Below are 13931 nucleotides of genomic sequence, written 5' to 3' on the forward strand. Positions count from 1 at the left end.
AAGTGATCAGGCGCTGACAGGCGAGGTGTGAACAACCGGTGCGGGTTCGCGGTACTCAAGGTATTGGCGCTGGATGGCGATATGGTCGGCCACGTACTTGGCGTCATGCCACACGCCCCAGATAAACGACGAGCCCCGGCGCGACTGCCATGGCAAACCGAGGAAGTAGATGCCCGACTCGCTGGCCACGCCGCGCTGGTGCTGCGGCTTGCCGGCGGCGTCAAACGCATCGACTTTCAGCCAGCTGTAATCCACGGCAAACCCGGTGGCCCAGATGATTGACGTGATGCCGGCCTTGGCCAGGTCCAGTTCAAGGATCGGGTGCTTGATGCACTCTGCATCGGGAAACACGCGGCGCGCTTCGGGCTCTACCGGCAAGTCCAGGCCGTTGCGCTCGATATAGGCATCCGCCGCATCCAGCAGGGCCAGGTAGTTCTCGTCGCCGCGGGCCAGGTTTTCCACCAGGTTGGGTTGGAAGCTCGCAACGCTGCCGTTGAAGGATTGGGTCAGGCCGACCAGGGTCATGCCTTGCTGGGCCAGCTCACGGAAGTCGATGGTCTTGCCGCCGTGGGCGCCGCTCACCGCAATGGTCACGTGCTCGCGGCCGGGTTTCATTGCGGCCTGGTCCCATTCACCCAGCACGCCCAGCCACCAGCAGAAATCGCGGTTGCGATAGGCACGCGGTGGGCGGTCGTGGGCGCCTACCGACAGGTACACCTGGCGACCGGAGCGTTGCAGCTCATCGGCAATCTGTACCCCGGAGGAACCGGCACCCACCACCAGCACGGCGCCGGCCGGCAGTTGCGCAGGGTTACGGTAGTCGGCGGAGTGGATCTGGTGCAGCGCGGTTTCTTTAGGTGCAATCGCCGGAATCACCGGCTTCTGGAACGGCCCGGTTGCCGCCACCACGCGGTTGGCTTCGATCACGCCTTCGCTGGTGTGGATGGTAAAGCCTGGGCGACCGACATTGCGCACCACGGAAGTCACCTCCACGCCGGTGCGAATCGGCGCATTGAACTTTCGTGCATAGGCTTCGAAGTAATCCGCCACCCGCTCTTTCGGCGCAAAGCCATCGGGGGCGACGTTATCGAAGGCCAGGCCCGGAAAACGGTCATGCCAGGCCGGGCCGTTGGCGACCAGCGAATCCCAGCGCCCGGTGCGCCAGCGCTCGGCGATACGGCTGCGCTCCAGCACCAGGTGCGGCACGCCTTGCTTGCTCAGGTGCTCGCTCATGGCGACGCCAGCTTGACCTGCTCCCACCACCAGCGTGTCTGTTTTTGTTATTGCTTGAGTCATGTGTCTGTCCTTGCGTAATGCAGTTGGATTCAGCTTGGGCATGGCTTCAAGGCTAGGGGGAGGGCGGTTTTTAATAAAATATTATTAAGCTGGGAAGTGAGCATAAATAACTGATGCAGAGCGGTGCAGGATGGCCGGCGGTGCTGGTAGTCTGCCCCTCAGACCCACACACATCCTGGTTCAAACCCATGCATAACATCCGCACCATGACCCTCGACGACTACGATGCCGTCACCGACCTGATGCAAAACACCCCCGGCATCTCCCTGCGCGACGCCGATTCGCGCGAGGCCACCGAACGTTACCTGGAGCGCAATCCCGGCATGAGTTTCGTGGCCGAGGTGGAAGGGCGGCTGGTGGCGTGCGTGATGTGCGGGCACGATGGCCGGCGCGGCTATTTGCAACACTTGCTGGTGCTGCCCGATTACCGGCGCCAGGGCATTGCGAATGCCCTGGTGGAGCTCTGCCTGAACAGCCTTGCGCAGTTGGGCATCCGCAAATGCCACCTGGATGTGTTCAAGACCAACGACAGCGCTGCCCGCTATTGGCAGGGCCAGGGCTGGCAGTTGAGAACCGATATTGATCGCTATTCGTTTACCCGACCGGGTGACGAGAACGCCTGACGTCCATGGAGGGACCCATGCTCGAGATAAGACGCGCCACGCTGGACGACGCACAGGCTGCTTTTGATATTCGCCTGTTGGCGATACGTGGCCAATGCATTGGCGCCTACACGTCGGAGCAAATGATGCTGTGGACCCGGGGCTGCGCCGAGGATGGTTATGACACGCTGATGGCCAAGCATTTTTACCTGGGATGTGTCGATGGTGAGCCGGTGGCCACCGGCATGCTGGATCTGACGAACCACGAAATCGGCGCGTTGTTTGTGCTGCCCGGATCTATCGGGCGTGGGTTTGGCCAGCAGATGTTGGCGTACCTGGAGGCGTTGGCGCGGGAATTGGAGATAGAGGAAGTGATCCTCGACGCGACGTTGAATGCGGCGGATTTTTATCGGCGGTTTGGGTATGTGGGGACTGAGCAGGCGATCTACCATTCGCCGTCGGGGTTGCAGCTGGCCTGTATTCCTATGCGCAAATACCTGTGCTGACATCCCAAAAAAACGACGGCGAGGGAGCTTCCTGTGGCGAGGGAGCTTGCTCCCGCTGGGCTGCGAAGCGGCCCCAATAGGCCTGATGCAATCTGACTGAAAGAACGCGCTGACTTTCTTGGGGCTGCTGCGCAGCCCAGCGGGAGCAAGCTCCCTCGCCACAGGTTATGTGGTGTCTTACGGGTTGTGAGCAGCCAATAGTCGCTGCCCTGTATCCCGCAAATGCAGCGGATCTGTCTCTATCGTCCCGCGCACTTGATCGGTACGGTCTGCCCACACGTATTCGCAGCCGAGACCCTTATGGACCTGACCGCAATCCCCTTTGGCACCACCGACTGGTCAACCATCGAGCCGGTGCTGCACCCCGGCGAAACCGGCAGTGCGTATTGGCGCACCTGCCAGTTCGGTTCAACCCGCGTGCGCATGGTCGAATACAGCCCCGGCTACCTGGCCGATCACTGGTGTTGGCGGGGGCATATCCTGCTGTGCCTGGAAGGCGAGTTGCACACCGAACTGGAGGATGGCCGGCAATTCACGCTGACTGCCGGGATGAGTTACCAGGTGGGCAATGACATGGAAGGGCATCGGTCATCGACCACCCAGGGGGCGAAGTTGTTTGTGGTTGATTGAGGGTGTTCAACCCTTGCGATAAACCCCCGCCAACTCCCGCGCCAACCCAATGAAATTCTGCAACGGCGCCGACGGATTGAACGTGCGCCGCACCAGGGTGATCGGTGCCAGCAACCTTGGCCGCGCATCGCTGATCCGGCAGTACACCACGCTCTCGCGATGCACATCGCGCATCGACGCGGGCACCACGGAAATGCCTTCACCGGCGGCCACCAGGCTGACGTTGGTCAGCATGCGTTCCACTTCAAATGCGATCTTCGGCTCGAAGCCGGCGTTCTGGCAGGCCTTGATCAGGTTGGCGTACATCCCCGGCGCGCCGGGGCGGCGGACCAGGATGAAGCGTTCGTCCTTGAGGTCGGCCATGGTGATCCTGGGCGTGTCGCCCTTGAGCAGCGGGTGTCCGACGGGCAGGGTCAGCAGCATTTCTTCGTTGAGCAGGCGGTGGAAGGTCAGGCTCTGGTGGTCACCCACCGGGGCGCGCAGGATGCCGATGTCGATGCGTTTTTCGATGGTGTCTTCGGTGACTTCCCGGGCGCTGCCTTCGTTGATCGAGAGTTCCACGCCGGGGTATTGCTCGCGGTAGGCGCGGATGATGCGCGGGATCAGCGGATGGGCGGCGGCGGAGCTGGTGAAGGCGATGACCAGGGTGCCTTCGATGCCCTGGGCGGCACGAGAGGCTTTGAGGGAGCCTTGTTCGACACGGGCGAGGATGATCCGCGCCTCATCGAGAAACACCAGGCCGCCGGCGGTCAGGTCGACGCCCTTGGGGTGGCGCTTGAACAGGTCGAAGCCGAGCTCTTGTTCCAGGGCACGAATCTGTTGGCTGAGGGGCGGTTGCTGCATGTTCAAGCGAGCGGCGGCGCGGGTGAAATGTCGCTCTTCGGCCACCATGATGAAATAACGTAAATGGCGAAGTTCCATGGTGGTATATCCCGTGACAAGACTTTATTATTTGTGGCCTGAATGCGCCTTGGCGACCAATATGCCGAAAGTGGCCTGATACGACAATAACAATAAATAAAAAGACCACGGAGCATTGATGCCAGCCCGACTTTCCAATAATGCGACCCTGCCTATTTTGATTGCCATTGCACTTGGCATGGTGTTAGGGCTGCTTTATCCGGGTGTAGCAGTAGAAATGAAACTGCTCAGTGACGCCTTTATAAAAGTGGTCGGGCTGCTGATGCCGTTTCTGTTGTTTGTGCTGGTCTCCACCGGTGTGGCGGGGATCAAGCGCGAGCCCCATCATCGGCATGTAGTAGGGCGGATTGTCTTCTATTTCCAGCTGATGTCCCTTGCCGCGTTGCTGCTGGGGATGGCGACGGGGTTGCTGTTCAACCTCGATCATACGGCGGTGGCCAACCTGGATTTTGATCACCTGACACCGCCCGTTGTGCCCGAAACGTTGTTGCACGAACTGTCGATGACCTCGATTTGGTCCAGTCTTTACAAGGTTTTCACCCAAAGCCTGGTGTTGCAGGTGATGCTGGTGGCGGTGCTGTGCGGGCTGGTACTGGGGCGTGGCGGCGAGGTCGGCAACCGCTGCCTCGGCTGGCTGGAAGCCGCGGTCGGCGGGTTGTTCTGGCTGCTGCGGTTTATCTTGAAGTTCGCACCGCTGGCCGCCTTTGGGGCGATGGCATTTGTGGTGGGGAAGTACGGTTTAAGTTCGGTGCTGCCGCTCTTGAAGTTCATTGTTGTTATTTATCTGGCTTGCGCGGTGTTCGTTATTCTAGTGTTCGCCACGATTACCCGCCTGCTCGGCGTTAAACTGACTCGGCTAATTGTTTACTTGAAAGAAGAGTTGTTGTTGGTGACATTTACCGGCTCATCAGTGGCCGCACTTCCCGGTTGTGTCAGCAAGCTTGAGGCGCTGGGCTGTGATCGCCAATTAGTGCGCCTGGTGCTGACCACCGGCTACACCTTCAACTTGACCGGCACCAATATTTACCTGACCACCGCAATCATGTTCCTGGCGCATCTGGCCGGGGTGGAGATTGCCGTGCCCGAGTTGCTGGCGGTGCTGGTGATCTGCCTGTTTACCTCGCTCGGGTCCACCAGTGTCGCCGGCTCGGCGCTGTTTACCCTGATTGCCACCTTGAACATCCTGCAGTTGGTGCCGCTGGAAGGGGTGGGATTGTTGTTGGGGGTGGAGCGGTTGATGAAGTGTCGGTCGTTGACCAATGTGCTGGGCAATTGTGTGGCGTGCCTGGCGATTTGCGGGTGGCAGAAGTCGATTGATCGCGAGGTGTTGAAGCGGGAACTGAGCCACTGAGCCGAACACAATCTCCAGACTGACACCGAGTAAATTTGGGAGCTGGCTTGCCTGCGATGGCGGTGTGTCAGTCGATAAATCTGGTGTCTGACACACCGCCATCGCGGGCAAGCCCGGCTCCCACATTTAAAACGCATTTCAGCCCTTGGCGTTCAGCAACTTGTCGAATGCCTTGTCCAGGTTGCCTTCCGCACCTTTCAATTTCTCACGACGTTCCTTCAACCAGCTCTGGTCTGCGTCGAGGTTCTTGCGCGCCTCCACCAACATGCGCTTGACCTCTTCCGGCTGCGGCCCACCCGTGCCTTTACGGGTCTTGACCATCGTCGTCGGCGACAGCGCCGCACGGAAACCCGCCTCATCCAGCGGCAAGGTATTCGGCGTCCATTTGTATTTGTCCGCCGCTTGGGTGTACAGCTTCTGCGCGTCCGCATACGGGAAGGTCTTCGGCGTGGTGCCGTTGCTGCGCGCCTCGGTGACGATCAACGAAGCGAAGCTGTGGCCAATGCGGAACGGCACCTTGAACTGGCGCTCCAGGGTGTCGGCCAACTCCATCGAAGTCGTCCATTCCGACTCCAGCTCATCCAGGGCACGCTGCGGGTTGATTTGCAGCGCATCCAGCACGGCGTCCATGCTTTTGAACATCTCGTCGGTGGACTGGAACAGCCCCAGGGAATCAAACGCGAACTTGTAGTCGGTCATGCCGGTGGTCACGTTATGCGCACGCAACGTCACGGTTTGCGCCAGGCCCACCACATCCGAGGCCGATTCGCGGGTGCGCATCAACAAGCCCGGGTTGCGCTTCTGCGGCATCGCACTGCTGGTGTAGGTGGACTCTTCGTCCAGCAGCAGCCAAGGGCGGATCTGATGGTATTGGGTATGGATATCGCCAATCATCGCGCCAATGCGGATCGCCGAAGACGCCGCCAGGTTGGCTGCCTCGATCGGGATGTCGTAGGTCGATACCTGGCTCGAATCCAGGGAGTTTTCCCGCACGCCGTCAAAGCCCAGCAACTCGGCCAGGCGTTCGCGGTTCAGCGGGTAGGCGGAGTTCGCCAGCACCGCGGTGCCCATCGGGCTCTGGTTGAGGCGTGTGTAGAGCTCGCGGATGCGCTGGCCGTCGCGGTCAAACGCGGCTTCGAACGCCAGCAGGTAATGCGCATAGCTGATGGGCATGGCCTGCACGCCGTTGGTGTAGGCGGGCACCAGGGTGTCGATGTTCTTGTCGGCGATGTTCAGGATGCGTTGGCGGGTGGCGTTCAGCGCGTCGCTGTAGGCCAGTACCTGCGAGCGCAGTTTGGCCAGGCGGTAGGTGGCGAGCATGTCCTGGCGGCTGCGGCCGGAGTGGATCAGGGACGCTTCGGGACCGATCTTGTCGGTCATGATTTTTTCCAGCTGCAGCACGTCTTCCGGGCGCTTACCGTCGGGCTGGTCGGCCTGGTCGATGGCAAAGCGCACACCGCCGGCGATCTTGTGGCCCATGTCCGGCTTGACGATGCCCTCTTCGGTGAGCATCACGATCGAGGCTTTGTTGATGCGGTTCAGCCAGGCGAACTGGGTTTGGGTCGGGTCGCCCTTGGCTTTGTGGGCCGTTTGCGAGGAACCCGGCGTGGCGCCGACTTTGGCTGCTTGGGCCGCGCACTCTTCGGTGGTCTTGCAGGGCAGCGCACCGGTGTCGGCGGCATAGGCGCCGTAACTGCTGAACAGGGCAAAGGCGACGGCCAGGTGGATCAGGCTTTTTCTGGTATTCATGTGCAACGCTCCGGGAAAAATCACAACAAGGGCAGGGTGTAGCTGACGATAAAGCGGTTCTGGTCGATATCGCTGCCGCTGCCATTGCTGCGATACGTGCCATTGCGCCATTTCACTTCAAGGTTCTTCAGGGCTCCGCTCTGGAAGACGTAGCCGATATCGGTGTTGCGCTCCCACTCGGTGCCTTCCAGGGTTCCAGTGCGCACGAAGTTGTCACCTTTGAGGTAGCGGGTCATGAAGGTCAGGCCGGGGATGCCTATGGCGGCGAAGTCGTAGTCGTAGCGGGCCTGCCAGGACTTTTCCTCGGGGTTGGCGAAGTCCGGCGAGATCATCACGTAGTTCACGAGGTAGGAGTCGGTACCGTCCAGGTGGGGGAAGCCGGTGGTGCCTTTCATGCGCTGGTAGGCGGCGCCGAACGAGTGGCCGTGGAGGCTGTAGGTGAACTTGGCGCCGAAGGCCTGGTTGTCGATGTTGCTGTTGCCTTCCTTGCTGGAGTCGGCGTAACGCAGGTCGGTCTTGAACGACTGGGCGTCACCCAATGGCAGCGTGTGGACCAGGTTGAAGATGTGTTGCTTGTAGTTGTTCTCGAGGTTGGCGTAGTGGTAGCCGGTGACGAAGGTTTTGGTCCAGCTGTAGCTGGCACTGGCGAAGTCGAATTTATCGCTGGGCACGGCACCTTTGATGCCTTTGCCGTCGACTTCGATGTCGGCATGGCCGCTGTCGTTGCGCAGGGTGTTGCTGGTCAGGCGCCCGGCGTCGAAGGTCAGGCCGGCGATGTCCTGGCTGGTCAACTGGGTGCCGCGAAAAGTCTGTGGCAGCAGCCTGCCGTCGTTGGGCAACACAGTCGGTAGCTTGGGGATCAGCGTGCCGAATTTCAGCACGCTTTTGGAGATGCGCGCCTTGGCGGTGGCGCCCATTCGGCTGTAGCTGTCCGGGGCACCATCTTCGCCCACCGGGAGCAGGCCGGTGTTTTGGCGGTCGGGGCTGGAGTCCAGTTTCAACCCCTGCAGGCCGATGGTATCGAGGCCAAAGCCCACCAGGCCTTCGGTGTAACCCGACTGGTAATTGAGGATCAGGCCTTGGGCCCACTCGTCGCGTTTGGACTGGGTGGCGTTGGGCTGGCGGTAATCGCTGTTGAAGTAGAAGTTGCGAAATTCGAGGTCGGCCTTGCTGTCTTTGAAAAAGTCAGCTTCGGCAAAGGTGGGGAAGGCGAGGGTCAAACCCAGGGTGGCCGAAGTCAGGCCCAGGGTAATGGGGGATGTGCTCATTGTTATTCCCGTTGTCTGCTGCTTGTTTTTAGAATTATTTGGCCGGACGTCGACAGGGAGACGCGTCCGGCTTGCGCAGGCTAACGAGTTGGTTTGCAGATTGAAAATATATAGAAAGTGTTGAAGCGAGATGTTTTCAGTATGGAGACTTGCCTGGCAGATGATGAGGGAGTTGCTCCCTCATCACAGGCGTTTGATCAATGCATCTTGCTGTGATCCATCGGCTCCATCGCATTCAACGCCCGGGCCTCGGCCTTGACCTCGATCGACTGCTTTTCACCCTTGGCATTTTCCACGGTGACGGTCAGCGGCACCTGGTCGCCTTCCTTGATCTGCGCAGTGAGGTCGATCAGCATCACGTGATAACCATCCGGGTCGAGCTTGACGGGCTTGCCGGCCGGCAACGCAACCGAATCCACCGGGCCCATGCGCATCACGTCGTCTTTCATGGTCATCTCATGGATCTGCACGGTCTTGGCGACCGGCGACGCCACACTGAGCAGCTTGCTGTCGCTGTCGGCCGTCACGGTCATGAAGGCGCCGCTGGACGGCTGGCCCGGTACCGAGGCGCGTACCCAGGCGTCGGTGACCACCGCTTGTGCACTGGCGTGTGCCGCGAGGCCCAGCAGGGAGAGACCGAGGGCGATGCGCTTGAAGTGTTGAACGGCAGTCATTAGCAGACCTCCATGACGGTGAGCAGGTCTTCTGCGCACTCTTTGGCGTTAAGCGAGGCGGACAGGCCCAGGCGCAGGGTGCCCCGGGTGTCGAACACAAAGCTGGTGGCGGTGTGGGAGAGGGTGTAGCTGTCACCGGCGGGAATCTTTTCATAAAAGATCCCGAACTCTTTAGCGGCCACGGCGATTTCTTCCGGGGTACCGTACAGCGCTTTGAAGCTCGGGTCGAAGGCCTTGACGTAGGCGTCGAGAATCTCGGGGGTGTCGCGTTCCGGGTCGAGGGTGATAAACACCACCTGCATGATCTTGCCGTCGCGGCCCATCAGTTTCTTCGCCTGGGCCATGCGCGCCAGGGTGGTCGGGCACACGGCCGGGCACTGGGTGAAGCCGAAGAACACCACCGGCATCAAGCCACGGAAGGAACTCAAGGTGACGGTTTCGCCGTCAGTGTTCTTGAGCTTGAAGGTGCGGCCCATGATCTTGTCGCTCAGATCCTTGCCGTACTTGAAGTTCAGTTTCGGGCTGTTGTCACAGCCGGCCAGCAGGCCCAGGCCCAGCAATCCCATGCCGGTGAGGACCTTGCGGCGGGTGAATAACGTACTCATCAACTGTGCATCCTGTGAAGCGCCTGGGTACCACGAAGCGTTAAATCAGGCGAGGAGAGCGTGGCATTCTAACAACCCCTGCCTGCGGGCGTAATCTGCGACGTTCTGTCACAGGCCCTGCCGGGCAAGACCAAACTCTGTAGGAGCTGTCGAGCTTCAGCGAGGCTGCGAAGGGATCGCCTCGGTGCCCCTGCAAGACCGCAGCGCCTGCATCGCGGGCAAGCCCGGCTCCCACAGTTGACCGCAACCCCCTGTAGGAGCTGTCGAGCTTTGGCGAGGCTGCGATGGGATCGCCTCGGTGTTGCTGCAAGGCCATGGCGCCCGCATCGCAGCCTCGCTAAAGCTCGACAGCTCCTACAGGGGGAGTGGTAAAGTCGCCGCCATGAAACTCTCCCGCCCGGACCGTTCACTCATTGCCTGGACCCTGTATTTTTGCGTCCTGTTCAATGTGTTCGTCTGCGGTTTGGGCCATGGGCAAATGATGGGCCTGGAGCTCAACGGCCTCGGTGGGCAATTCTGTTCAAGCCTGGGCACCAAGGCGCCAGCCTCGGACTCAGGCCTCGGCAATCCGACGGCCAGCAGTTGGTCGAATTTCTTCGCGTGCCCGGTGTGCTCCGCCGTGACCCTGGGCATCGTCTTCCTGTTTTGCCTGGCCTGGCTGCTGGGGCTCGGGCAAAAGCCGCGCCCGGCCCATGAGCGGCGCAACAAGGCCCCTCCGCGTTACTCCTGGCCCTCGGCCAACCCTCGCGCTTCCCCTGCATTCTGACGTGTGCCCCGGGCTTCCTGTTACCAGGAGGCGTTCTATCGTCACGAGTGTGAGTGCGTTCCATGAGCTCTATCCTGCCTTCCGGCGCTGCCCGTCTGGTCAGCAAGGCGTCGCGCCGTCCGTCCCGCGGCGAAGTATTGTTGCCGTCTGTCGAATACCCAAGTAACGCCCGTTGTTTCGTCCACCTGGATGCACGTTTGCTGCCGTATTGGCACACCTTGTTCGACATCTGCCCCGGTTTGCTCAAGCTCGACCCGCCAGAGGGCTTGAACCTGTTTCGCAGTTTCATGACCTGGGCGTATCGCAACCGTCCGTCGCTGAACTGGACCTATCACGTGAACGTGTGCCGTTGGTTGCTCGGTTCGGTGTATCGCACGCAGATCGATGAAGAGCCCATCGAAGCGTTCATGACGGCGGCGGCGGCCCGTTGGGTCAGCGATGACATCGGCCAGGCCCGGGGCGTGGTCCTGGCCTGGCAAGGTTCGCCCGTGCCGGTGCTGGACTGGAAGCCGGGCAGTGGCGGGCAACTGCCAATGTTGCCGCCACCGCCCGAGGATTTCGCCTGGTGCGCGCTGGATGGCCAGGGGCGGTTCAGCGGGTGGTTGCCGGTGCCTTGAGGTTCTGCTCAATCCACTGGGCAACACTGGTCACGGCGATTTGCTGTTGCGCATTGAAGGTCACGGCGGGGTCCCAGGCCACGCCGTTGCCCTGGGCGAACGCCACCCGGTACTTCATCAGGTTGTCCTCGGGCTCAGCAGCCAGTTCGGCTTCCAGGTACGGCACCGACCAGCGTTCGCGTTTCAGCGTACGCGCCAGTTGCGCATCCACGGTATCTGCCAGTTCGCCATAAGTCAGGGTATCGCTGGCGGTGTACACCACCTGATTGACGATCGGCGGTTCGCTGAACAGGATGCGTGCGGTCAGCAGGCCGATGTCTTCAGGGGTGGTGACGGTGACGGCGGTGTCCCAGTCCCCCAATGCATGCACGGTATTTTGTGCCAGGTCGACGACGCCGAAGGACGGTTCAAACAGGAAACTGGTGAACATCCCGGTGGATACGATCACCCATTGCGTGCCTTGCTGGGCGCGCAGCAAGTCGCGTACGTCGAGCTGTTCATCCCACAGGTCCTGGGCCGAGCCACGGCCGATCACGTCGTAATCCACACCGAACTGCCACGGCACATACCGCTTCACGCCGCCGGCGATGGCGGCGCGGGTCAGTTTGCGCTGGGTGCCAACGCCTGCGGCGAAGCCGATGCAACTGATCACGGTGTGGTAGTCAGCGAATATCGCCGCCAGTTCGGCCTCGGAGTCGTTGGCCAAATCACCCGCCAGCAGCTCAATGCCGAGGGCGCGCAGTTCAGTGATTTCCCGTTGTTTGGCCGGGTCTTTCGAGTTCAGTGTGGCGGGGCGCAGCAACACGGTCACCGGCACATTTTTCGGGGCGGCCAGGCGTGACAATTGGCGCAGTACCGCCAGGCCCAGTTCGCCGGCGCCCAGTACAAGGATCGAAGCAGTCATAGGGTTCTCGGTTCAGGTGAAAGTCGTGCCATGCTTGCAGAATTGCCGACCGCGCATAAGAAGGCACACCAGTGATACCGGGAGTAGAAGGTGGATAACGACGAGATCATCAGGCGCTCACAGGCCGCCTGCGAAGCCCTCAGCGCCGATGAAGACGGGCTCAAGCGCCAGGTGCTGACCCACGCGGGAAACCGCTGGTCGTTGGGCATCGTGCACCTGCTGGGAGTTAACGGGCGGCTGCGTCACGCCGAGATTGGCCGGCGCATGGAAGGCGTCACCCAGCGCATGCTCACGCGCACCTTGCGCCAGCTGGAACGCGACGGCCTAGTGTTGCGCCATGACTTTCAGGAGGTGCCGCCCAAGGTCGAATACCAGTTGTCCGAGCTGGGCAAACAGCTGTTGGTGCACATGATTCCGCTGTGGACCTGGGTGGTGGAAAACGCCGACGGATTCAGGTGTTCCCGGGAACGGTTTGATGCTGATCAGGTGCTGAGTTCAGAGCTTGGGCCGCCAGTGCCGAATGTGCATGAGGCTGCCAATTAAGAAAGTATTTGCTTGTGTAATTAAGCGGGCTCTACGTATTATCCAAATGTGTTCTTGGGTATAGGCCCAAGAGCGGGTTTTCGCTTTTAGTGAGCAAGGAGCTTTGGATGAGCGTGGAGGCGTTTTTGCCGGGCGGTTCAGCGGGTCTGTTCCTGGGGACGCAAGCCCTGGGCTTGAGTGTCTGGCTGACCCTCGCCGTGGTTAACAACGGGCAGGCTTTTCGCAGCTCGGTGGGGGCGGTGGGCGCGACCATGGCCATGGCGCCGCTGCACCAAAGTCCGCCTATCGACACGCCTTTGCTGAGGCGTGCGGTGCGCTCGCCGCGCCTGCATCAGTTCGCCCTGCTGGTGGTGCTGGTCCTGCAAATCGTCGCGGCCGTCGCGGCATGGGTTGGCAGCTACCAGCTTGTCCTGGGCGATGGCCTGGCGGTGGCCCGGCCATGGCTCAACCTGGCACTCAGCGGCTTTTCTGCGTTCGTTTTCGCGATGCTGCTGGGTGGCTTGTGGTTTGGCTACTGGATTCGTCAGGAAGGCCTGCAACTGACGCACCTGGTGCTGTCGGCCTGGGCGCTGTTGGCGTTTGCGCTGTTCAACCTGCAATGGGCCTGATGTCGGCCTGAGGCTAAGGCTGCGATGGACTGCGCAGCAGGTGTGACACCTGAACCGTTGGTGTATCCGGGACACTGCGGTGATGGGGTTACGGTTGTTGCGCAGCCCATCGCAGCCTTTTTCTTACTTGCGGGGCTGAATGCTGTAGGCGCAGCGTCGGTCCCCGGAAATCAGGTGTTCGCACCGTTCTACGACGTTCTCATCCCCCAGCGCCGCCTGGAAAATCTGCAGCTCCGAGCGGCAGAACCCCTGGCATTTGCGCGCGGCCACGCAGATGGGGCAGTGGTTTTCCACCAATAGCCAGCCTTCGTCCAGTGGCTCCATCTGCGCCATGTAGCCGGCGCGCTCGCGAATCTGTACCAGGATCTCGACTTTCTCCTGCAGGGTCGACGCGGCGGAGCAGGCCTGGATGTATTCGTGCTTGGCGGTTGCCTCCATGCTGGCGATGACCTTTTCCACGCCTTCGCTGCCAAAAATGCCTTCGATGGAGTCGATCAGGTGCAGCGTCAGCACGCTGTGGGAATCCGGGAATTTGCCCTGGGCGGTTTCGGTCAGCGCCCACTTCAGCGAGGGCCGGCCGGCACCCGAGATGGGGGCCGATACGCCGACGATCAATTCCGCGACCTGTAGCTTCTGGATTTGCTGGCGAGCGGCTTCGGAGGTGATGTCCAACAGCGCAGCCAGGTCCGTGGTTTTCAGTGGGCCACGGGTCTTGAGCAGGAACAGGATGCGGTCCCCGGTGGATGCCTGGCTGTCGTCGGTGGGTGTGGCGTTCATAGATCGGGAATAACCATGGAAGTGACCGGTCCATTTGACCACAGCGGGCACGCCGGGGCACCTCTTGATCTGCATTAAGGCGCGCTGATGGCGGGTTCCAGCTGATTTGTATCG

16 protein-coding genes are annotated in these 13931 nt (G+C 61.0%); 8 read left to right on the forward strand and 8 right to left on the reverse strand.

Going from position 1 to position 13931, the window contains the following annotated elements; all coding sequences use genetic code 11:
* Positions 1-6 precede the first annotated feature (6 nt).
* A complete protein-coding gene (locus tag V3W39_RS18115) occupies positions 7-1338 on the reverse strand; it encodes a flavin-containing monooxygenase (protein WP_442968410.1) in 1332 nt (443 codons plus the stop codon).
* A 146-nt stretch (positions 1339-1484) separates the two neighbouring features.
* Between V3W39_RS18115 and V3W39_RS18120 the strand changes: the two genes are divergently transcribed.
* The 3 genes from V3W39_RS18120 (at position 1485) to V3W39_RS18130 (ending at position 3034) form a co-directional block, all read left to right on the forward strand.
* The gene (locus V3W39_RS18120) at positions 1485-1919 is read left to right on the forward strand and encodes a GNAT family N-acetyltransferase (RefSeq protein WP_177076548.1); all 435 of its coding nucleotides are present in this window, start codon (positions 1485-1487) and stop codon (positions 1917-1919) included.
* Positions 1920-1936: 17 nt separating this feature from the next.
* Entirely contained in the window at positions 1937-2404 is a 468-nt protein-coding gene (locus V3W39_RS18125; RefSeq protein WP_330213061.1) for a GNAT family N-acetyltransferase, read from the forward strand.
* 300 nt (positions 2405-2704) lie between these two features.
* Positions 2705-3034 (forward strand): DHCW motif cupin fold protein, encoded by a 330-nt coding sequence (locus V3W39_RS18130; protein ID WP_330213062.1) that lies wholly within the window; start codon positions 2705-2707, stop codon positions 3032-3034.
* 6 nt (positions 3035-3040) lie between these two features.
* Here V3W39_RS18130 and V3W39_RS18135 read toward each other — a convergent pair whose 3' ends face one another.
* Complete coding sequence (locus V3W39_RS18135; RefSeq protein ID WP_177076540.1) at positions 3041-3955, reverse strand: LysR family transcriptional regulator; 915 nt, start codon at positions 3953-3955, stop codon at positions 3041-3043.
* Between the two features lie 118 nt (positions 3956-4073).
* On the opposite strand from V3W39_RS18135, the gene V3W39_RS18140 reads away from it, so the two are divergent.
* Complete coding sequence (locus V3W39_RS18140; RefSeq protein ID WP_330213063.1) at positions 4074-5306, forward strand: cation:dicarboxylate symporter family transporter; 1233 nt, start codon at positions 4074-4076, stop codon at positions 5304-5306.
* A gap of 138 nt (positions 5307-5444) precedes the next feature.
* Here V3W39_RS18140 and V3W39_RS18145 read toward each other — a convergent pair whose 3' ends face one another.
* From V3W39_RS18145 to V3W39_RS18160, 4 genes are all read right to left on the reverse strand, one after another.
* Positions 5445-7055, reverse strand: coding sequence for an argininosuccinate lyase (locus V3W39_RS18145; protein ID WP_177041630.1), 1611 nt, complete (start codon positions 7053-7055; stop codon positions 5445-5447).
* 20 nt (positions 7056-7075) lie between these two features.
* Complete coding sequence (locus V3W39_RS18150; RefSeq protein WP_330213064.1) at positions 7076-8323, reverse strand: OprD family porin; 1248 nt, start codon at positions 8321-8323, stop codon at positions 7076-7078.
* A gap of 197 nt (positions 8324-8520) precedes the next feature.
* Positions 8521-8997, reverse strand: a complete 477-nt coding sequence (locus tag V3W39_RS18155; RefSeq protein WP_177041633.1) for a copper chaperone PCu(A)C — start codon at positions 8995-8997, stop codon at positions 8521-8523.
* Positions 8997-9602 (reverse strand): SCO family protein, encoded by a 606-nt coding sequence (locus V3W39_RS18160; RefSeq protein WP_010171770.1) that lies wholly within the window; start codon positions 9600-9602, stop codon positions 8997-8999. The genes V3W39_RS18155 and V3W39_RS18160 overlap by 1 nt, the downstream gene beginning before the upstream one ends.
* Before the next feature lie 382 nt (positions 9603-9984).
* Between V3W39_RS18160 and V3W39_RS18165 the strand changes: the two genes are divergently transcribed.
* Together V3W39_RS18165 and V3W39_RS18170 are read left to right on the forward strand one after the other, a co-directional pair.
* Positions 9985-10368 (forward strand): DUF2946 domain-containing protein, encoded by a 384-nt coding sequence (locus tag V3W39_RS18165; RefSeq protein ID WP_177041634.1) that lies wholly within the window; start codon positions 9985-9987, stop codon positions 10366-10368.
* A 62-nt stretch (positions 10369-10430) separates the two neighbouring features.
* The gene (locus V3W39_RS18170) at positions 10431-10985 is read left to right on the forward strand and encodes a putative natural product biosynthesis protein (protein ID WP_330213065.1); all 555 of its coding nucleotides are present in this window, start codon (positions 10431-10433) and stop codon (positions 10983-10985) included.
* Here V3W39_RS18170 and V3W39_RS18175 read toward each other — a convergent pair.
* Positions 10960-11889 carry an aromatic alcohol reductase gene (locus V3W39_RS18175; RefSeq protein WP_330213066.1) on the reverse strand — a complete coding sequence of 310 codons (930 nt, stop codon included), beginning with the start codon at positions 11887-11889 and terminating at the stop codon, positions 10960-10962. The genes V3W39_RS18170 and V3W39_RS18175 overlap by 26 nt on opposite strands.
* Positions 11890-11979: 90 nt before the next feature.
* On the opposite strand from V3W39_RS18175, the gene V3W39_RS18180 reads away from it, so the two are divergent.
* On the forward strand, positions 11980-12432 hold the full coding sequence (locus V3W39_RS18180) for a winged helix-turn-helix transcriptional regulator (protein ID WP_259197800.1): 453 nt from the start codon (positions 11980-11982) through the stop codon (positions 12430-12432).
* Positions 12433-12539: 107 nt separating this feature from the next.
* Positions 12540-13040 carry a DUF2165 domain-containing protein gene (locus tag V3W39_RS18185; protein WP_259197801.1) on the forward strand — a complete coding sequence of 167 codons (501 nt, stop codon included), beginning with the start codon at positions 12540-12542 and terminating at the stop codon, positions 13038-13040.
* A gap of 123 nt (positions 13041-13163) precedes the next feature.
* Here V3W39_RS18185 and V3W39_RS18190 read toward each other — a convergent pair whose 3' ends face one another.
* The gene (locus V3W39_RS18190; protein ID WP_177041637.1) at positions 13164-13817 is read right to left on the reverse strand and encodes a helix-turn-helix transcriptional regulator; all 654 of its coding nucleotides are present in this window, start codon (positions 13815-13817) and stop codon (positions 13164-13166) included.
* Positions 13818-13931: the final 114 nt, after the last annotated feature.

Source organism: Pseudomonas sp. Z18(2022) (assembly GCF_036346535.1).
GTDB lineage: Bacteria > Pseudomonadota > Gammaproteobacteria > Pseudomonadales > Pseudomonadaceae > Aquipseudomonas > Aquipseudomonas yamanorum_A.